The 18,036-nt window shown below is 58.8% G+C and carries 18 protein-coding genes and 2 pseudogenes; 8 read left to right on the plus strand and 12 right to left on the minus strand.

The genetic code is table 11. The features are described 5' to 3' along the window. Both AACS24_RS17700 and cysS read right to left on the minus strand, forming a co-directional pair. Positions 1-601, minus strand: a 601-nt coding sequence (locus AACS24_RS17700; RefSeq protein ID WP_108571502.1) for a hypothetical protein, incomplete at its 3' end; no start/stop codon positions are given. A 118-nt stretch (positions 602-719) separates the two neighbouring features. After that, positions 720-2,096 carry a cysteine--tRNA ligase gene (gene cysS / locus AACS24_RS17705; RefSeq protein ID WP_108571503.1) on the minus strand — a complete coding sequence of 459 codons (1,377 nt, stop codon included), beginning with the start codon at positions 2,094-2,096 and terminating at the stop codon, positions 720-722. A gap of 212 nt (positions 2,097-2,308) precedes the next feature. Between cysS and AACS24_RS17710 the strand changes: the two genes are divergently transcribed. From AACS24_RS17710 to AACS24_RS17725, 4 genes and pseudogenes are all read left to right on the plus strand, one after another. Then, positions 2,309-2,806 carry a peptidylprolyl isomerase gene (locus AACS24_RS17710; protein WP_033115878.1) on the plus strand — a complete coding sequence of 166 codons (498 nt, stop codon included), beginning with the start codon at positions 2,309-2,311 and terminating at the stop codon, positions 2,804-2,806. Further along, positions 2,796-3,518, plus strand: a pseudogene (locus AACS24_RS17715) (DUF4269 domain-containing protein); the annotation flags it as partial. The gene AACS24_RS17710 and the pseudogene AACS24_RS17715, both read left to right, overlap by 11 nt. Further along, positions 3,510-4,244 (plus strand): UDP-2,3-diacylglucosamine diphosphatase, encoded by a 735-nt coding sequence (lpxH, locus tag AACS24_RS17720; protein ID WP_181364226.1) that lies wholly within the window; start codon positions 3,510-3,512, stop codon positions 4,242-4,244. The pseudogene AACS24_RS17715 and the gene lpxH, both read left to right, overlap by 9 nt. A gap of 233 nt (positions 4,245-4,477) precedes the next feature. Next, entirely contained in the window at positions 4,478-4,726 is a 249-nt protein-coding gene (locus AACS24_RS17725; RefSeq protein WP_033115141.1) for a GlsB/YeaQ/YmgE family stress response membrane protein, read from the plus strand. A 65-nt stretch (positions 4,727-4,791) separates the two neighbouring features. Here the strand turns inward: AACS24_RS17725 and AACS24_RS17730 are convergent, their stop codons facing one another. Then, on the minus strand, positions 4,792-6,195 hold the full coding sequence (locus tag AACS24_RS17730) for a sensor histidine kinase (RefSeq protein ID WP_308810141.1): 1,404 nt from the start codon (positions 6,193-6,195) through the stop codon (positions 4,792-4,794). Continuing rightward, positions 6,191-6,922 carry a transcriptional regulator TctD gene (gene tctD, locus AACS24_RS17735; protein ID WP_258222987.1) on the minus strand — a complete coding sequence of 244 codons (732 nt, stop codon included), beginning with the start codon at positions 6,920-6,922 and terminating at the stop codon, positions 6,191-6,193. The genes AACS24_RS17730 and tctD overlap by 5 nt, the downstream gene beginning before the upstream one ends. 165 nt (positions 6,923-7,087) lie before the next feature. On the opposite strand from tctD, the gene AACS24_RS17740 reads away from it, so the two are divergent. The 4 genes from AACS24_RS17740 (at position 7,088) to AACS24_RS17755 (ending at position 10,314) form a co-directional block, all read left to right on the plus strand. Further along, positions 7,088-8,074, plus strand: coding sequence for a Bug family tripartite tricarboxylate transporter substrate binding protein (locus AACS24_RS17740; RefSeq protein ID WP_108571507.1), 987 nt, complete (start codon positions 7,088-7,090; stop codon positions 8,072-8,074). An 11-nt stretch (positions 8,075-8,085) separates the two neighbouring features. Then, on the plus strand, positions 8,086-8,517 hold the full coding sequence (locus AACS24_RS17745) for a tripartite tricarboxylate transporter TctB family protein (RefSeq protein WP_108571508.1): 432 nt from the start codon (positions 8,086-8,088) through the stop codon (positions 8,515-8,517). Positions 8,518-8,526: 9 nt separating this feature from the next. Next, positions 8,527-10,059 carry a tripartite tricarboxylate transporter permease gene (locus tag AACS24_RS17750; RefSeq protein ID WP_108571509.1) on the plus strand — a complete coding sequence of 511 codons (1,533 nt, stop codon included), beginning with the start codon at positions 8,527-8,529 and terminating at the stop codon, positions 10,057-10,059. A 93-nt stretch (positions 10,060-10,152) separates the two neighbouring features. Next, a complete protein-coding gene (locus AACS24_RS17755; protein WP_161785987.1) occupies positions 10,153-10,314 on the plus strand; it encodes a hypothetical protein in 162 nt (53 codons plus the stop codon). Between the two features lie 42 nt (positions 10,315-10,356). On the opposite strand, the gene AACS24_RS17760 is transcribed toward AACS24_RS17755, so the two are convergent. The 8 genes and pseudogenes from AACS24_RS17760 to hcp1 all read right to left on the minus strand — a co-directional run bounded on the left by AACS24_RS17760 (position 10,357) and on the right by hcp1 (position 17,844). Continuing rightward, the gene (locus AACS24_RS17760; RefSeq protein ID WP_033115135.1) at positions 10,357-11,058 is read right to left on the minus strand and encodes a DUF2931 family protein; all 702 of its coding nucleotides are present in this window, start codon (positions 11,056-11,058) and stop codon (positions 10,357-10,359) included. Next, entirely contained in the window at positions 11,058-13,001 is a 1,944-nt protein-coding gene (locus AACS24_RS17765; protein ID WP_258222990.1) for a T6SS phospholipase effector Tle1-like catalytic domain-containing protein, read from the minus strand. The genes AACS24_RS17760 and AACS24_RS17765 overlap by 1 nt, the downstream gene beginning before the upstream one ends. A 213-nt stretch (positions 13,002-13,214) precedes the next feature. Beyond that, positions 13,215-13,610 (minus strand): annotated as a pseudogene (locus AACS24_RS17770) (hypothetical protein); the annotation flags it as partial. Further along, entirely contained in the window at positions 13,610-14,404 is a 795-nt protein-coding gene (locus AACS24_RS17775; protein WP_108571511.1) for a DUF4123 domain-containing protein, read from the minus strand. The pseudogene AACS24_RS17770 and the gene AACS24_RS17775, both read right to left, overlap by 1 nt. Further along, positions 14,401-16,443, minus strand: coding sequence for a type VI secretion system Vgr family protein (locus AACS24_RS17780; protein ID WP_108571512.1), 2,043 nt, complete (start codon positions 16,441-16,443; stop codon positions 14,401-14,403). The genes AACS24_RS17775 and AACS24_RS17780 overlap by 4 nt, the downstream gene beginning before the upstream one ends. Positions 16,444-16,454: 11 nt before the next feature. Continuing rightward, positions 16,455-16,742, minus strand: a complete 288-nt coding sequence (locus AACS24_RS17785) for a type VI secretion system PAAR protein (RefSeq protein ID WP_108571513.1) — start codon at positions 16,740-16,742, stop codon at positions 16,455-16,457. Positions 16,743-17,019: 277 nt separating this feature from the next. Further along, positions 17,020-17,307, minus strand: a complete 288-nt coding sequence (locus AACS24_RS17790; protein WP_033115131.1) for a hypothetical protein — start codon at positions 17,305-17,307, stop codon at positions 17,020-17,022. A gap of 24 nt (positions 17,308-17,331) precedes the next feature. Beyond that, complete coding sequence (gene hcp1 / locus AACS24_RS17795; protein WP_033115130.1) at positions 17,332-17,844, minus strand: type VI secretion system effector Hcp1; 513 nt, start codon at positions 17,842-17,844, stop codon at positions 17,332-17,334. Positions 17,845-18,036 lie beyond the last annotated feature (192 nt).

An 18,036-nucleotide genomic window follows, 5' to 3' on the forward strand; every position in this document is an offset into this window, starting at 1 on the left:
GATAGGCGGTGAGCGTCTCATAGAGGGCGGCGCGCAGGCTGCCGGATTGGCAGAAATCGCAGCTGCCGCCAGCGTCGATATCGGTGATGCGGGCGCCTTGCGGCCCGTCCAGTACCAGATAGGTGCTGACAAAACGGTAGGTGCCGCTGGGGGCGTCGAGCGGGGTGCCCGGCTCGCCAAAGGTGAAGCGCACCTTGACCTCGCTGCGATCCCGGCTGCCGGCGATGGCGCGCGACGAGAGGATCTCCGAGCCCAGCAGGTTATCCCAGGCGTTGGGCAGGAAGGGGTTGCCCTCGACAAAGGGGGGCTTCTCGTCGGGAGCCTCGCGGGTGGCTATTTCGCGCGCCTTTGAGGCGGCATTGAGCAGACAGAGCATCTCGGGGGAGACGATAGTGGGCAGCGCGCCACCGAGATCGCTCTGATAGAGGCCGCTCGGTTTGACTTGGCGCTCCCAGTCAAGAAACTGGGCCACCTTGGCCTTGGCGCGGGCACTGGCGGCCGGATCGAGTTTGCCGCTGGTGGTGGTGCCCGCATGGGCCGGGGCGATCAGGGCCGCCGCAGAGAGGGCCAGTGCCAGCACGGGCCAGCTGGATATCTTCATGATGCCATCTTCCTTATGTTCGATTGCATGGGCCGAGCCTTGAACAAAGCGCCGGGCCCTGAAAAAAAGAGCGCAGCCCAAGGGCTGCGCTCTGCGTCAGGTCGTCAACCGGCTGGCCTTAGGCACGGCGCCAGCTGGTTTTGCCGGCGCTGTCTTCCAGCACGATGCCCATCTCGGTGAGACGGTTACGGGCGGCATCGGCAGCAGCCCAGTTCTTGTCGGCACGGGCCTGATTGCGCTCGGCGATCAGGCGCTCGATTTCGGCAACCTCTTCGTCCGCTTCGTCACCCTTCAAGAAAGCCTCGGGGTCTTGCTGCAGGATGCCGAGCACGGCGCCCAGCTCGCGCAGACGGGCGCCCAGCGCGGCGGCAACGGCTATGTCTTCACCCTTCTGGCGGTTGATCTCGCGCACCAGATCGAACAGGGCGGAGTAGGCTTCCGGGGTGTTGAAGTCGTCGTCCATCGCTTCCTTGAAGCGCGCCACCTGCTCGTCGCCACCGGCAGCAGCGGCTACTGGCAGATCGCGCAGGGCGGTATACATCCGCTCCAGCGCGGCGCGGGCTTGCTTCAGGTTATCTTCCGAGTAGTTGAGCTGGCTGCGGTAGTGGCCAGACATCAGGAAGTAACGGACGGTTTCGGCGTCGTAGTGGGCCAAGACGTCGCGGATGGTGAAGAAGTTGCCAAGGGATTTGGACATCTTCTCTTTATCCACCATCACCATGCCGCTGTGCATCCAGGTGTTGACGTAATCGCCACCGTGGGCGCAGCAGGACTGGGCGATCTCGTTCTCGTGGTGCGGGAACTGCAGATCGGAGCCGCCGCCGTGGATGTCGAAGTGGTTGCCAAGGTGCTTGGAGTTCATGGCGGAGCACTCGATGTGCCAGCCAGGACGGCCCGGGCCCCAGGGGCTTTCCCAGGTCGGCTCGCCCGGCTTGGACATCTTCCACAGCACGAAGTCGAGCGGGTTGCGCTTGGCATCGACCACGTCAACGCGGGCACCGGCTTGCAGCTGCTCCAGATCCTGGCCGGAGAGCTTGCCGTAGTCGGCATAGGATTCGACGATAAACATCACATCGCCGTTATCCGCCACGTAGGCGTGCTCTTTATCCAGCAGGGATTGCACCAGCTCGATGATCTCTTCGATGTGCTGGGTGGCGCGCGGTTCGATATCCGGGCGCACCATGCCAAGGGCGTCGAAGTCGGCGTGCATGTCGCCAATCAGCCGCTCGGTCAGCTCGTCGCAGGTCACTTTGGTCTCGGCGGCACGCTTGATGATCTTGTCATCCACGTCGGTGATGTTGCGCACGTAGGTGAGATCAAAACCGGCGTAACGCAGGTAGCGAGCCACCACATCAAAGGCGACGAAGGTGCGGCCGTGGCCGATATGACAGTGATCGTAGATGGTGACACCACACACATACATGCCCACCTTGCCCGGGTGGATAGGTTTGAATTCTTCTTTTTGACGAGTGAGTGTGTTGTATATCTTCAGCATCTTCTAACCACTGCCTGTGAGTAAAATGGTTGGTCATGATACCCCGTTCAGGGGCAGAAAACGAGGCAGAAAACGTGGCCAATCCCGCCTGCCAGCACGGTTACGGCGCCAGAGAGACTATGCCGCCAGCCCCTGATGGGCTAGAATTGCCACCACTTTATGCCATACACCTGCGGGCACTTCGTCGCCCGCATCAAATGAAAGGACATATCATGGTCACTCTGCACACCAATCACGGCGACATCACCCTCACCCTGAATGCTGAAAAAGCCCCGGAAACCGTGGCCAACTTCCTGCAATACTGCCGTGACGGTCACTACGACAACACCATTTTCCACCGCGTCATCGACGGCTTCATGATCCAGGGCGGCGGCTATGCCCCGGGCTTTGAAGAGAAAGACACCCGCGCCCCCATCAAGAACGAAGCGGCCAACGGTCTGTCCAACAAGATCGGCACCATCGCCATGGCCCGCACCATGGAGCCGCACTCTGCCAGCGCCCAGTTCTTCATCAACGTGAACAACAACGACTTCCTCGACTTCAAATCCGCTACCACCCAGGGCTTCGGCTACTGCGTATTCGGTGAAGTGACCGCCGGCATGGACGTGGTCAACAAGATCAAGGGCGTCAAGACCGGCAACTACGGCCGTATCCACCAGGACGTTCCGACCGAAGACGTGGTGATCACCAAGGTGACCCTTGCTGACTGATCTCTGCCGACTCGGCACTGATAAAACTGCGGCCCCGGCCGCAGTTTTTCCATCTGCCTCCCCCACTGCCAGTCCGAACTGGCGCCGCCTCGACTATCTGGCCCACGGCAACCCGCGCCAGCGCTCGGCCCATGCCCTGCTCACCGCCGGTGTGTGGGATGAGCTTGCAGCGCAGTGCGCCGATCTGGCGCTGGTGAGCACGCTGGCCATCGGCCTCGATCGGCCGGGCAGCGATCTCGATATCCTCTGCCAGCATCCAGATCCCGCCGAGTTTGCAGCAACGCTCGAGGCTCAAGGTTGGCTGGCGAGCGCCAAGGGCGACAATGTCTGGCTGCTGGAGCGCACCTTTCCCTGCCTCGACCAGAACTGTGTCGATAGCGGTTGCGATCAAAGCGAGGCCAGCTGGCCGGTAGAGCTGTACGTCACCGCAGCCCCCATCGAGACGCAGAATGGCTGGCGCCACCTCACCCTGATGGCGGCCCTGCTCGAGCGCTTTGGCGATGCTTTCTATCACGAAGTGCTGCGTCTGCGCCTTGAAGAGGGATTGAAAGGGGAAGCGGCCATGTGCCGGTTGCTCGGGCTGGCAGGCGATCCTTATGAAGCGCTGCTCACGCTGGAGGGGCAGGATCTGACCCATCTGGTGTGGCCCGCGACTATCGCGACTCCCGAAGCAGATGCCACCAGCAGCAGCCACGGCTCGGCCATGCGCACCCTCTTTATCAGCGACATTCACCTGTGCAGCGATCGGCCCGATATGACCGCCGCGCTGGTGCACTTTCTGGCCAAGGAGGCGGTGGGCGCCGATGCCCTCTATGTGCTCGGCGATCTCTTCGAATTCTGGATTGGCGACGATGACCCCAATCCGCTCCACCAGCAGATGGCCGACGCTTTTCTGGCCCTGAGCCAGCAGAACGTGCCCATCTACTTTATCCACGGCAACCGTGACTTTCTGCTGGGCCAGCAGTTTGCCAAACGTGCCGGCATCACCCTGCTGGGGGATCCTTGCGTTATCGATCTCTATGGCGAGCGGGTGGTACTGAGCCACGGCGATCTGCTCTGCACCCTGGATGAGGGGTATCAGAAGTTTCGCCGCATCACCCAGCTCAAGTGGCTGCGCTGGCTGTTCCTGCGCCTGCCGCTCGCCCGCCGTCAGGCCATCGCCCGCAAGATGCGCGGCCAAAGCCAGATGGAGAACGCCCACAAGAGCCAGTGCATCATGGATGTGACGCCAGCTGCGGTTGACGAGATGCTGCGCCAGCACGGCTGCAAGGTGATGATCCACGGCCACACCCACAGACCCGCCATCCACCACTTCCAGCTCGATGGCGCGCCAGCCCGGCGCATCGTACTGGGGGACTGGTTCGAGCAGGGCTCGGTGCTGGTCTGCCGCCCCGGCGAGCAGCAGCTGGAAACAAGGCCGCTGGCTGCCGCACGCTGACAGCAGGTTCACAAGGTATCAGTAACATTCTTAAAGAGAGGGGCGCGTCAGCAGTGACGCGCCCCTTGTTCATAGGCAAGACCGGTGCTTGGCTCAAAGAGGCGCAGCCGTCGCCGCATCTCCTGCGTCATAACAAGTCCGACAGCTTGTGACCAGCCAAGGGGGTGGGGCCCTTCGCATCGCCAGCCGCATCCCTATAATGTGCCCCTCACATAAACAGAGAGGAGTTACTCATGGGTTTCATCACCTGGATTATTTTGGGATTGCTGGTTGGCATGCTGGCCAAGTGGATCATGCCGGGCCGCGATGGTGGTGGCTTCTTCATGACCGCCCTGCTGGGGATTGTCGGCGCCATGGTCGGCGGCTATGTGGGCACCTTGCTGGGTCTGGGTTCGGTGACCGGCTTCAATATTTCGAGCATCGCGCTGGCCACCGTGGGTGCCCTTATCGTCCTGTTTGTCTTCAACAAGATCCGCAGCTGACAACCCAACGCCATCTATGTGTAGATAAACAGGGCACCGCGAGGTGCCCTCTGTTTTTATCACCCTCACGATTTTGCCAGCGGCAAGATCAGCCTGACCAGCAAGCCACCCAGTTGCGGGGCTGGCATCAGCAGCACCTCGCCGTGGTGGTAGTGGGCTATATCGCGCACCAGCGCCAGACCAAGCCCCGCCCCTGGCTGTTCGCTGCCCTGCTCGAGGCGCTGAAACGGCTGCCAGACCCGCTCCGCCAGCTCGGGAGCGATGCCGGGGCCGCTATCCTCCACCTCCAGCCAGATCTGCCCGTTGCAGCGCAGTACCCGCGCCGTCACCGTGCCGTGGGTCGGGGTGTATTTGATGGCGTTGTCGAGCAGGTTGGCGCAAAGCTCCCCAAGCAGCAGCGGCTCCCCCGCCACCATGATGGCGGACTCCTCCCCTTCGTAACCGAGATCGATCCCCTTGCTGCGCGCCTGCGCCAACCGTGACAGACAGGCCTGCTGCACCAGCGCCGTCAACTCGATTGGCTCACGCTGTCGCAGCCCCGAGCACTCGTCCGACTTGAGCCGGGCCAGCAGCAGGAGCCGCTCGGTCAGGGCGATGGTGTGATCGAGCCGCACAGCCATGGCATCGAGGCTCTCGCGCATCAGGGCGGGATCGCCGCTGCCACGCGCCACCTCAACTTGGGTTTTCAGGATGGTGAGCGGGGTGCGCAGCTGATGGGCTGCATCGGCACTAAAGCGCTCCTGCCGGGCTACCAGCTGGCGCAAGCGGGTCAGCTGGCGGTTGAAGGCCTGCACCAGCGGCCGGGTCTCCTGCCAGGGGAGCAAATCCGGCAAGGGGGCGAGCGTGGCGGCATCGCGGCGCAGGATCTCCCGCGACAGGCGGCGCATCGGGGTGAGCAGCCGCTTGAGCAACAGATAAGCGAGCAGCAGGGTGAGCACCACCAGCGCCCCCTGCGTCAGCAGGGCCGACCAGAGCAGCTGCTGCGCCAGTTGCTGGCGGCCAAGCAGGGTTTCCGCCACCGTGATGCGGGCCATGCCGTTGACGCCCCCCTCGCCCACCGGTTTCAGCAACATCACGGCGCGGATTGGCGCCTCCTGATAGAGCCCGTCGTAGAAGTAGGCGAGCGCCGGATAGCGGTCGGTCAGCGGCGTACCGTCCGGCATGGGGGGCAGATCGTCAAAGCCGGAGATGACCCCATCGTCGATACCGCGCACCTGATAGAAGAGGCGATCGCGCATGTTGCGCTCGAAGCTGTCGAGCACCACGTAGGGCACATCCACCCTGAGGCTGCCCTCGGCCGCCGTCAGCCGCTCGGCGACTGTACGGGCCGAGGCGAGCAGGGTGCGATCATAAGCCGAGGTGGCCGCCGCCAGCGCACCGTAGTAGCTGTACCAGGCCGAGGCGACCCAAAGGATCAGCAGAGGGCCCCCCAGAAACAGCAGCAGTTGATTGAGCAGGGAGCGATTAATGGGAGGCCCCCGGCGCTGCTTCCAGCAGATAGCCCAGCCCGCGCAGGGTGGTGATCACCACCCCGCTGCCCACCAGCTTTTTGCGCAGTCGGTGGATATAGAGATCGATGCTGTCGAGCCCCGCCTCGTCATCGAGGTTGAACACCTGTTCGAACAGCTGCCCTTTGGCGACGGGGCGCCCGTGGCGGTACATCAGCGCAGTCAGCAGCGCCTGCTCGCGCGGAGTCAGGGCCAGCCGGGCATCGGCCAGCAGAAAATAGCCGTCGGGGTGCAGGGTCAGGCGCCCCAGCCGCAGCTCGGCACCACCGCTTTCGCTGCGCCGCAGCAGTGCCCGCAGCCGGGCATCCAGCTCCCCCAGATCGAATGGCTTGGCCAGATAGTCATCGGCACCGGCATTGAGGCCGCAGATCCGCTCCTCCACCGCGCCGCGGGCGGTGAGCAGCAGCACCGGCACCCCCTGCCCCCGGCTGCGCAACCGGCCGAGTACCGCCAGTCCGTCCAGCTTGGGCATCTCGATATCGAGCACCGCCAGCGCGTACTGTTCGTGACGCAGCAGGTGATCAGCCCGGGCACCGTCAGCCACCCAATCCACCACGAAACCGGCGCTGGTGAGCGCCCGCGACAGCCAGTGGGCCAGTTCGTGATTATCTTCTGCCAACAGCAAGCGCATCCCTATCCCCTTGTTCTTAACGACGGCGTGCAACCACAGTGCTGCAACTGCATCCATTCACCATTGCCTGAGCGGAACAAGGTGCGATCACGCTCACACTCCCGCCAATTGGTCAGCGATTGAAAGGTGAATGAAAGGTTGTTGTTTTAACAATTTCGCATCACTTCGTCCATCGACGGAGTCACACCGAGAAAAAACAACGACAAGATGGAGCACACAAACATGAAGCAACGCACACGCCATGCCCTCGCCCTGCTGACCCTGCTCGGCGCCCTGCCGCTGCAGGCGGCCGAGAGTGCCACCGCCCCGAGCCGTACCGAATGCATCGCACCGGCCAAACCGGGCGGTGGTTTCGATCTCACCTGCAAGTTGCTGCAGGTGAGCCTGCAGGAGACCGGCACCATCGACAAACCGATGCGGGTCACCTATATGCCGGGCGGGGTCGGTGCCGTGGCCTACAACGCCATCGTGGCGCAGCGCCCTGCCGAGGCGGGGACCGTGGTCGCCTTCTCCGGCGGCTCCCTGCTCAACCTCTCACAGGGGAAATTTGGCCGTTACGGGGTGGACGATGTGCGCTGGCTGGCGGCGGTGGGGACCGACTACGGCATGATCGCGGTGCGCCACGATGCCCCCTATCAGAACCTCAAGGATCTGGTGAATGCCATGGCAAACGACCCCAACAGCGTGGTGATTGGAGCAGGCGCCTCCATCGGCAGTCAGGACTGGATGAAGACGGCGCTGCTGGCCAAACAGGCCGGAGTTGACCCCCACAAGATGCGCTACGTCGCCTTTGAAGGAGGTGGCGAGCCGGTCACCGCGCTGCTTGGCAACCATGTGCAGGCGGTCTCCGGCGATCTGAGCGAGATGGAGCCCTATATCGGCGGCGACAAGCTGCGGGTGCTGGCGGTGTTCGCCAAAGAGCGGCTGCCCGGCAAGCTAGCCACCATTCCCACCGCCAGAGAACAGGGTTATGACCTGGAGTGGCCGGTGATCCGCGGCTTCTATGTCGGCCCCAAGGTGAGTGACAGCGAATACCAGTGGTGGAAAGAGACCTTCGATCAGCTGGTGAAAACCGACACCTTCAAGGCGCAGCGTGATCTGCGCGGCTTGTTCGAATTTGACCTGACCGGGGATGCGCTCGACAGCTACGTCAAGACCCAGGTGGCGCAATACCGCGAGCAGGCCAGAGCCTTCGGTCTGGCCAAATAGGAGCCGCAGCCATGAGCGATCGCATCTTTGCCGCCATCTGGCTGCTGCTCTGTCTGGCGGGGGCCTCCCTCGCTTGGCAGTACCAGAGCGAATACAGCTATGAGCCGCTGGGGCCACGCCCCTTTCCGCTCGGGATCCTCGGCCTGATGGCAATTTGTGCCCTGCTCCTGCTACGCCGCCAGCCGGACACCGTCAGCTGGCCGCCGCTGCGTACCCTGCGCCATCTCGCCATCATGGTGGCAGCGCTGGCCGGTTACGGCGCCAGCTTCGAGTGGCTGGGCTTTCCACTGGCTACCGCCCTGCTCACCTTTGTGCTGGGGCGCCTGTTTGGCGCCTCGGCCAAGGCAGCCCTGCTCTCCGGCATCGTCGGCGGGCTGGTGCTCTATTTCGCCTTTGACAGGCTGCTGGATGTCACCCTGCCCCTCGGCGTCTGGTTCTCTTAAGGAGTCAATATGGATACCTGGATGTACCTCTCCCAGGGCTTTGCGGTGGCACTCACCCCGGAGAATCTGGTGATTGCCCTCATCGGCTGCTTTGTCGGCACCGTGGTCGGCCTGCTGCCGGGCCTTGGCCCCATCAACGGCGTCGCCATCCTGTTGCCGCTGGCCTTTGCCCTCAAGCTTCCCCCCGAATCGGCGCTCATTCTGCTCGCCACCGTCTATATCGGTTGCGAATATGGCGGGCGGATCTCCTCGATCCTGCTCAACGTACCGGGGGATGCCGCCGCCATCATGACTGCGCTGGATGGCTACCCCATGGCCCAGCAGGGCAAGGCGGGAGTAGCCCTCTCCATCTCGGCGGTCAGCTCCTTTGTCGGCTCCATGCTTGCCATCGGGGGAATCATTATGTTCGCCCCGGCACTGGCGCGCTGGTCGCTCGCCTTCGGCCCGGCTGAGTATTTCGCCCTGATGGTGTTCGCCATCGCCTGCCTCGGCAGCATGATGAGCCAGAACCCGCTCAAGTCCTTTATGGCGGCGCTGATTGGGCTGGGGCTCGCCACCGTCGGGGTGGATGCCAACACCGGCATCTATCGCTTCACCTTCGACAGCGTGCACCTTTCGGACGGGGTGCAGTTTATCGTGGTGGTGATCGGCCTCTTCTCGGTGAGCGAGATCCTGCTGATGCTGGAGCACACCAGCGGCGGCGGCAAGCTGGTGCGCACCACCGGGCGGATGCTGTTCAACTTCAAGGAACTGGTCTATTGCACCGGCACCATGCTGCGCTCCTCCACCATCGGCTTTTTCGTCGGCATTCTGCCGGGGGCCGGCGCCACCATCGCCAGCGCCATCACCTACATGAGCGAGAAGCGGTTGGCGGGGCCCAATGCCAAATTCGGTGAAGGGGACATTCGCGGCGTGGCCGCGCCAGAGGCGGCCAACAACGCCTCGGCCTGTGGCTCCTTTATCCCCATGCTGACCCTGGGGGTGCCGGGATCCGGCACCACGGCAGTGATGATGGGGGCACTGACCCTCTACAACATCACCCCGGGCCCCACCATGTTCACCGAACAGCCCGATGTGGTGTGGGGACTGATCGCCGCCCTCTTGCTGGCCAACGTCATGCTGCTGGTGATGAACATCCCCATGGTGGGCATTTTCACCCGCATGCTCTCCATCCCGCTCTGGTTTCTGGTGCCCGCCATCGCCAGCGTCTCGGCGGTGGGAGTCTATGCGGTGCACAGCACCACCTTCGATCTGCTGCTGATGGTGGGCCTCGGAGTCTTTGGCTACCTGCTGCGCAAGATGCACTTCCCCATGTCGCCGCTCATTCTGGGCTTCGTGCTAGGTGAAATGCTGGAGCAGAACCTGCGCCGCGCCCTCTCCATCAGCAATGGCGACACCACCATCCTGTGGAGCAGCAGCATCAGCCAGACCCTGCTGGTACTGGCTATCGTGGTGATCGCCCTGCCCCCGCTGGTACGCCTGCTACGCCGCCGCAACGCAGTCGTGGCTGCCACAGATGCCAGCACAGAGCAAAGCTCCTGATAACCGGGCGATTCTGCACACACAAATAAGAAGGACCCCACCATGTGGGGCCCTTCTTATTTCATCTAACAGCACACTGTTGTGCCAGAAGTCATGACCAAAGAAGACAGCCAGATAAAGTCAGTCAACAGGCTGGACCGTGCCAGGCAAAAAGATATGCAGATTGCTGATCGCAAAAATAGAACGCCCAAAGCGGAAAACAGTGCGGAGATGTTGGCAGCATTTAGCCGAACACAAAAAGGCCGCTATTACTAGCGGCCTCTCGTAATTCTACCGACATTTTAAACTCCGTAGGTATTACCTTACTGGGTCAGTATCTGTCTTGGGTTGAGCGGCGCGATAAGCATCCATGATCGGAGCCCAAGCCATACCACTGGGTGTGGGATATTGCTTGTAGGCATCCGTGTAATCTTTGTCAAAACGGGCCCAAGCATTTTTAAACTGACTTGCTAGTGGGTAACGTTGATCATAGGGATCATCAGTAACTTCCTTAGCAATCCCTTTGGCCAGTAGGATATCAGGTGTCACCCTGACACTGGTTAAGAATGCTTCCACATAGCCGCCAGTGGCCATGCCTAAACCGATGTTGTCTCGACGCTCTTCACGCCACTCATTCCTCACCTTGATGCGATAAGGTTGTGCAATCATGCTTTCCAGCTCTGCTGGCAACGCCAAGCTAATCCGATAGCGCTTCTTGTCGTGGAATGAAACCCATTCAACTTCGACTTGGTCAGGTACAGGACGAGTTGTGTGGCTTCCTTTAGAAATACTCCAGCGATAATCTTTGTCTTTTAACCCTTCAACCCCAAAAAATCCGGCGGAGCCATTCGTCGAGGCATCCACCAACTTGCCCTGGCGATAAAAGAGTACTTCGGTCACCCATAGTTCATCTGAGTTGGAACCAACCATATGCCACCACTCCAAATTTTTGGGAGATGTGGAGGCGGCCTGACAAGCAGTGACTAGCGGCATCAACAGAAGTAAGAGTATCCAGCGCATTAATAACCTCCCTTTTTATTACCCGTCAGCTTGCGGACCTCTTGGTCACCAACTCTATTGGGCTTGTTGACTAGCCCGGTATCTGCGCTGTAGTGCGCATAATGTTGTCGCAACTTTTGGTACTCCTCGTCAGGTAAGCCACGAGCCAAGTTGATTACCTCTCCGCGCCGTTTGGCCACATCAACCCATAGCTCATCGAGTTTGGCGAGGTTCATTGTGGGGCATGAAAGAGCGCTATCCATGATCAAATCCCGTCGAGTAGGGTCCCACTCTATAAATGGCACTCCAGCATCTCGCGCCGCTTCCACCATCATGTGCAGCGGTATACGTGAATATTCCCCCTCAACCACCCGGTACAGCACCACATCGATGCTAATGTTCCTATGGCCCCCAGATTGACTGCCCGTGATCGGCCCCAGTGGCCTAGGGCGCACATTCAAATAGCCAAGCTGAGTTGTGTCACGATGGTTAGCTAGGGGCACAACGCCTTTGACCCAGCCTTGTCCAGCCCGCATTTTTGCATAGGCAAGGGCATCCCGATATGCCTGGGTATCGGTTGGATTGACGTATGGCATCGCATCGGAATTGAAGGTCGCGATCACGCAGTTTTCAGTGATAAGCGGTGATGCCCCGTTGGGATCACGCAAACTCCAGCGGCTGTAATAGCCCCCACCGATATCGGAGTGAGCGCCGGGAATAATCACTTCGGTAAAATTCTTCGCGATTGCGGTGCCAGCGGCATCGTCGGTGATACGAGTCAAGTCAAAGTGATACCGCCACTCATCAGCCGCCACGATATGCACCACCCGCTCGGCGCAGTCAGCGGCCAATGTCACATTACGTTTGCCCCACAGATAGGAACTGACCACGGTATCAAACAGCCCGACAAACTGGATCCGCACATTATCACGACTGGCCCAATCAAAGCCTGCTTTCAAGGGAATATCTGGGTCAGCAGCCATGGCATCCACTAGGGGGTGATCCCCCTTCTTATCGATACGGTTTACAAACTGGCGGGCGGCAGAGGCTCCTCGGCTAAAGCCAAAGACATCGAACTCGACCTTATTAATACACTCAATAGTGGGCAGTATTCGTTCAAGTTGTTTTTTTACTTCTGCCACAATTTGGGTTTGACAGGCCTGCTCAACCCGAACCGCACTAGAGGTGTCGCCCTTGTCTGCGGCAAGACCTGTTTTTGCATCGTCCTGCCCTTCCACTGTACCAATACCTTCAACATAAACAGCTACATTCAATTCGGATTTTGTCGGCAGCTTATATAGATCCCTAGCCTTGCCGATATTGGTGATATCGTTCTTCTCGCTGTTATTGAGGCCATCAGGCAAGGCCCCTTCAAAACACTGCTCCAGCAATACCTGTTGCTCTTCTGGGCTGCATTGGGCCAAGGCTGTCTCCAACGCACTTTTACCTTCCCTGTGCTTGAAGGTGTTGTTGGCTGTACCGTCAAAGAACACGCCGATACGCAAGATATTCAGCTGATAGCCCTTTACCTCAATCACGTAGGAATGCTTGGTGATAAACCTGGGCGGCTGGGCCTGCCCGGCTTTGTGTCCTTCCGCTAGCGGCTGTTCAGGGTCAGTAAGGCAAAGGTCGCCAGTAGTCACTTTGACATGCTCGCGCTTCACATCGTCGTGCCCGAAGAGTTTGTCGGTATAAGCGGGAACCTGGCTGGTTTCTCCCTCTTTCAGGGTTTCTCGGGATTGGACGGCTTTGAGCCAGGGCTTGGTTTCCAGCTTGACGGTCACCGGCCCCACGGCAAAGCCCTCCACCAGAGTCGGGCCGTTTTGCAGCGTCACTGTCTTGGTAGTGCCGGTGGCATCAGTCAACGTGGCTTTAAGCCCTTGGAATGACTGGTTGTGCTCATCACGGACATCTATTTCAATCCAGCAATTATTCTTCTCGCAGGGAATGCAGTGAGGACTAATACCCCCGGCAGCATACTGTTCTTTCGGCTCTTTTTTGCCATAACCGAAGCAGCTCAATAAAGAACCTGTTTTATCTTTTGAGGATTTATATTGATAAGGGTATGCATTTGCTGAAGGGGTTGCTGTAACGTTGCTATTTTCAACCTTCTTGATAAATACAATATCGTTTCCTTTATCAGTGCGACCATATACCTCTGCTGAGACAATATTTCCCGCACTGACGCCGCCCTTAGCCAGCCATTCGCCCTGGTGTTTGAACCTCTCAGCAGTACTCTGGAGTGAGCTATCTTTATTCTTTTTGCTGGTATAGCTTAAGCTGTGGTACGCATTGAAAAAGCGAGCATCTGGAATAATTTCATAAATGTAGATAAGGTCCTGCTTGCTCATGAGCAAACCGTCTTTAGCCCAATGCTTTTTCAAGAATTCAAGATTATCTGAGGTTGCAAGAAATGCAGATGTCCCTTTTTTGCAGCTACTACCATTCACATGGCGATAGATATCATCATCAGTTCCACTGATTGGCATCCCATTGTTAAATACCTCATCTGGACTTCTTAAATCGCTCCGGTAAACCCGTGTGGGAAGAGTGCTTAATTCATTTTTGGGCATTACGCGGCTCCTATCAATTCAGGATGTTTGCTCAGCCAGTTATTTACCTGAACCATCTCTTCGTCGTTAAGCATCAAGGGTGCTCTGATGGCATCGAGCGACATGCTTGCCTGCAAAGAGATCGCCCCAGCCACAGCGCCATCGCGAACATCACCTTCCAACCCAGTTTGATTGGCTTGCTTGAGGACACGCGCAATGGCTGCCTCCGGATTAGGATGACGCGTCATCATCTCCTCCATGCGTTGCCAAAAGTGGCGGGAGAGGATGTAGGCGTGACGACTCTCGTCGTACAGTGGCGCCAGATGGTGAGGCTGAATGCGAAACCAGGGGGCTTGGCGGGGAGTGAATTCGGTATCAGGCGTGCGTTGCCAGGCAACGTCGCTGGCCCACAGGCTTGAGCAGGGCCCCAGTACATCATCAAGCTCCTGCTGGCTCATGGTGGCCAGCATCTTGGGAAAGACCCGATTATCGGCATAACGCAGCCACATCACCTCCCCTTCAAAGGCCACCTCTATCAGGCTTTGCCAGTGCTGCTGGATGACGTCGATAGCAGCATCGCTTGTGACGTATACGCCACCCAGTTGCGGGTGAGCAGCAATAAACTCGGGAGTCGGAGATGGAAATAGCCAAGGACCTTGTTCTGCTTGATCCGTAAACGCGGTGCCGGCAAATAAAGGAATCGCGTTTGCGCCGCCATGGTTGCAGTAATCCGCCACCGCAGTGGTATCAAGTGCGGCATCGACGATGGCAAACAGTTTGCCGAGATATTGGCTGCGCCATTCTTGAAAAGTCATGCCTTACCTCCCTGAGCAAAGGGGCAGGGTTTCACCAGCGGGGCCATAGACTCCATGCTCTTTTGAATGGCGTTCGCAGGGATAGTGGCAAGTGGTGCGGGCGGCACCTGGACTGAGCCAGGCAAGCTGGGCATCTGACCAGCCCACCCAGAGCCAGCTCCCGGGCTTCCCCCAGAGTTCATCTTGATGCTTGAGCCGGCCAGGGTCACGCCGCTTGGGTCAACTTTCACAAAACTGCCGCCCACCTTGAGGGTCAGCTCGGAGCCTGCCTCCAGCACAATCTTGTTACCAGCCTTGATATGGACCTCTTGGCCTGCTTCAACCAGCAGCGACTGTCCCAGCTTCTGGTGAAGTGATGTGTCTACCGTGAGGGAAAAGTCACCCTTGATGTGGTCGCGTTTTTCACCCTCCACCGTCAGGTGGTCGTTGGCCTTGATGCGAGTCACCCGCTCGTTGTCGATGTCGGTGTGCTGGTCGTGCTTGATATGCCAAGCGGCATCATTTTCGATAAGCACGTTCAGGTCTTTCTGACCGTGGATATAAATCTCTTCCTGACCTGCCTGGTCTTCGAAGCGCAGCTCGTTAAAGCCCTCGCCCTTGTGGGTTTCGGTGCGCAGCACGGTGCGGGTCTTGTGGGCAGGCAGCTCATACGGCGGCCGGTTGGTGGCATGGAAGGTGCGACCGGTCACGATGGGCTGGTCGGGGTCTCCTTCCAGAAACGAGACGATGACTTCGTGGCCGATGCGCGGGATGGCCATCATGCCATACTGACCGCCTGCCCAACCTTGCGATACCCGAACCCAGCAGGAACTCTGGTCGTTGGAACTGCCGTAGCGGTCCCACGGGAATTGCAGCTTCACCCGGCCATGTTCGTCGCAGTAAATCTCCTCCCCCTCGGGACCCACCACCATGGCGATTTGCGGGCCATCCACCATTGGCTTGTGGGGTGCCTCTGGGCTGCCGATACGGGCGCGCCAGGTGGTGCTCGCCTTCACCACGCCAAATTCGTTGTGATAGACGGTCGGGCCGCTGCCGCCCTCTTCCTCCAGCGCCTGCGGTTGTTCACCGATATGGCGGATATGGACGATTTGCCAGTCGGTGTTGAGGCTGCCGTTGGGGTGTTCGGTGAGTGAGAAGTGCTGACCCGGTAGCAGGGCAGCGCTATTGGATTTGCCACTGCCTGCCACCGCGTCATTGCGCAGCGCATCGAGCCGATGCTGGGCAAACGCCTTGCCGCTCGGGTCCTGCTTGTAGCGACCCGGGTAGTCGAAGTGCTGGTAGGTGTCCCGTTGATGCTCAAGCTCTGCCCCCATCTTCTTGTGGGAGAGACCATAAGCCGGGGTCTTGAAGCTGTAATCTTTGAGCTCCACATCCGAGGGGCGCACCGCCTCGCGGTAGTGGAACTGGCGCACGTAGGCGCCCTGCTCCAGCGAGCGGTTGCCGAGGTTGAAGAAAAGCTCGGGGCCTTGAGTCAATGCTGCCGCATCGTCGGCAAACACGATGCGGTGTTTGCCTGCTTCAAACTCGTGGAAGTAGAACAAGCCCTCTTCGGCAGCGAGGCGATTCACAAAATCGAGGTCGGTCTCGCGGTACTGGACGCAGTATTCCCGCTGGGCGTGCTCGTTCTTAAGCGCAAAGGCGTAGTCGGTGATGCCGTGCTCTTGCAGCAGGATACTGAGGATTTCGTCAGGCTTTTGTGCCTGGAAAATGCGGGAGTTTTGGCGCAGCCCCAATCGCCACAGGGCAGGTTTCACCTCCATGCTGTAACGGGTACGGCGAAAGCCGCTGTCCCCTTGGGCAAACTCGCTCACTACCCCGCACACCCTGCGCTGCAGCTCGCCGTTGTACCACACCAACAGTTCACAGGGCTGATCCAGCACGGCACCAAAATCGATATCTGATTGCTGACTGGCAACCTCGAGGTGAAGGTTAAACGGGCTGTTCAGCCCCTCATCCAGCTTGAAGCTGGCAACCACAAAGGTACTGTCAGCCAGTGCGCCAACCTTGACGGTGAATTGTAATCCTGTGCTCTGTGCCATGACCTTGTTCCTTATCCAGCCTGTCCGCTACCGGAACCAATCACCACGCCACCACAATCCACTGCCACGCCTGTGACAGCGATGGGTTTGCCGTTGACCAGCACCGAGCCAACGCCTCCTGCAATGCTGCGTGGGTGAGGAGGGTTGTTGGGCTTGTCATGAGGCTCCAGCGGATCGCCCTGACGGGCTACCGGTTTGCCATCGAGGAACACATCGGGACTGGCCGCGCTGACCGATGAGGGGTGAAAACCGTCGTGGTCGGTGCCAATGTCACCGAGCAGTGCAATGGAGGGACACATAACTGAAACCTCTTGTGTGCTTTGCCATCACTCCGCACTGAACGTCAAAACAGGGGGATGGCAAAACATAAAAGCTCCAGCCGCCAAGGCAGACCGGAGAAACTCGGGATATCAGACCCGCCGCGCCTGCATTCAACAGCAGGGCGCCCGACAAGCCCCCAACGTATGAGGTCTCGACAGGTACGCAGATAATCTAAACGCATGGGTAGCACGCTGTTCGATGGGGAATTTGATGTTCGAGTGCGTATGGCCATATCCGCACACCATCAAGATTATATTAGTGTTCTCTTTTATATCGCCTAACAAGGGACTCAATATAATCTATCGGTTTGTTTTTTTCTGACGCCTCGTAGATGTCTTGATAGAGACGTTCGAATGCCACCATTCCTTGCCCGACCATCGCATCTGTCGATAGCTCACCCAATTCAGACTTGAGCTTTCTTGATAAGCTGGCGTTTCGATATATAGGCTTCGCCAAAATATTGCTGATGGCCATTTTGGTTAAGATTATTTTCGCTTCAGGCGAAATGTTGGCGCTTTTATTTTTCCCAACACAATTTCCCATTGTATTTCCTTGATAACAGGTGACTTAAACCGGTGCGCGCCAGTCATCGCTGCCCGAGGTACCAGCAACAGTGTGCTCCCAGTCAATTTTGCGATACGCCAGAGAAACCTGAAGCAGTTGGGTGAAGTCAGACTTCGCCGGGTCTTGGCAGTGCGGCATATGGCAATCGATGTCAACAATGATGGCATCGGTCAGCACGGTAGAGAAGAAGTGCTCCTGCTTGCCTTCCACAGAGGTGCGATACCACTTCAAGGTCACTTTCGGCAGCATCTCGCCAGACGCCAGGGCGTTGTACATCAGCGGCACGGCTTTGTTCAGCGCAACGGTGAAGCGAAATGGCTTGTGGACACGCTGACCAGCAGGCTGGCCGGATTGCGGGTCAGTCGGGACGGTCACAACGTGCTGGAACTCTTGTACCAGCATCTCGTCTTCGTGACCTTGTACGAAGATGTTGCCGACGGAGTCAGAGGTGAAGGCACCGGCGGTGATGTTGCCCTGAGTTTTTCCTTCGATGCTGATATAACATGGAGTTGGCATGGGTATGCTCCTAAATATATTGGTTAAATGAGATAGCACTCGCCCAATCTTTAAGCAGTGACCATGCCACTTTTCTTAATTCTTATTTATCATGTGGTTAGGCGAATTTCTATTTTGTACGCCTCATTTCTTCGCAATATTTTGCTCCAACCAGACAAATCCGCTAATAAAAGAGGCGCCTTGAGTGATTAC

Source organism: Aeromonas sp. HMWF016 (assembly GCF_963878195.1).
Classification (GTDB): domain Bacteria; phylum Pseudomonadota; class Gammaproteobacteria; order Enterobacterales; family Aeromonadaceae; genus Aeromonas; species Aeromonas lacus.

What these genes read in the sequence shown, in the direction of transcription:
- AACS24_RS17710 (WP_033115878.1), top strand. Translation starts at nt 2,309, where the DNA reads ATGGTCACTCTGCACACCAATCACGGCGACATCACCCTCACCCTGAAT.
- AACS24_RS17790 (WP_033115131.1), bottom strand. Translation starts at nt 17,307, where the DNA reads ATGGGAAATTGTGTTGGGAAAAATAAAAGCGCCAACATTTCGCCTGAA.
- AACS24_RS17755 (WP_161785987.1), top strand. Translation starts at nt 10,153, where the DNA reads ATGACCAAAGAAGACAGCCAGATAAAGTCAGTCAACAGGCTGGACCGT.
- AACS24_RS17745 (WP_108571508.1), top strand. Translation starts at nt 8,086, where the DNA reads ATGAGCGATCGCATCTTTGCCGCCATCTGGCTGCTGCTCTGTCTGGCG.
- AACS24_RS17760 (WP_033115135.1), bottom strand. Translation starts at nt 11,058, where the DNA reads ATGCGCTGGATACTCTTACTTCTGTTGATGCCGCTAGTCACTGCTTGT.
- cysS (WP_108571503.1), bottom strand. Translation starts at nt 2,096, where the DNA reads ATGCTGAAGATATACAACACACTCACTCGTCAAAAAGAAGAATTCAAA.
- AACS24_RS17740 (WP_108571507.1), top strand. Translation starts at nt 7,088, where the DNA reads ATGAAGCAACGCACACGCCATGCCCTCGCCCTGCTGACCCTGCTCGGC.
- hcp1 (WP_033115130.1), bottom strand. Translation starts at nt 17,844, where the DNA reads ATGCCAACTCCATGTTATATCAGCATCGAAGGAAAAACTCAGGGCAAC.
- AACS24_RS17775 (WP_108571511.1), bottom strand. Translation starts at nt 14,404, where the DNA reads ATGACTTTTCAAGAATGGCGCAGCCAATATCTCGGCAAACTGTTTGCC.
- AACS24_RS17785 (WP_108571513.1), bottom strand. Translation starts at nt 16,742, where the DNA reads ATGTGTCCCTCCATTGCACTGCTCGGTGACATTGGCACCGACCACGAC.
- AACS24_RS17750 (WP_108571509.1), top strand. Translation starts at nt 8,527, where the DNA reads ATGGATACCTGGATGTACCTCTCCCAGGGCTTTGCGGTGGCACTCACC.
- AACS24_RS17725 (WP_033115141.1), top strand. Translation starts at nt 4,478, where the DNA reads ATGGGTTTCATCACCTGGATTATTTTGGGATTGCTGGTTGGCATGCTG.
- tctD (WP_258222987.1), bottom strand. Translation starts at nt 6,922, where the DNA reads ATGGATGCAGTTGCAGCACTGTGGTTGCACGCCGTCGTTAAGAACAAG.
- AACS24_RS17780 (WP_108571512.1), bottom strand. Translation starts at nt 16,443, where the DNA reads ATGGCACAGAGCACAGGATTACAATTCACCGTCAAGGTTGGCGCACTG.
- lpxH (WP_181364226.1), top strand. Translation starts at nt 3,510, where the DNA reads ATGCGCACCCTCTTTATCAGCGACATTCACCTGTGCAGCGATCGGCCC.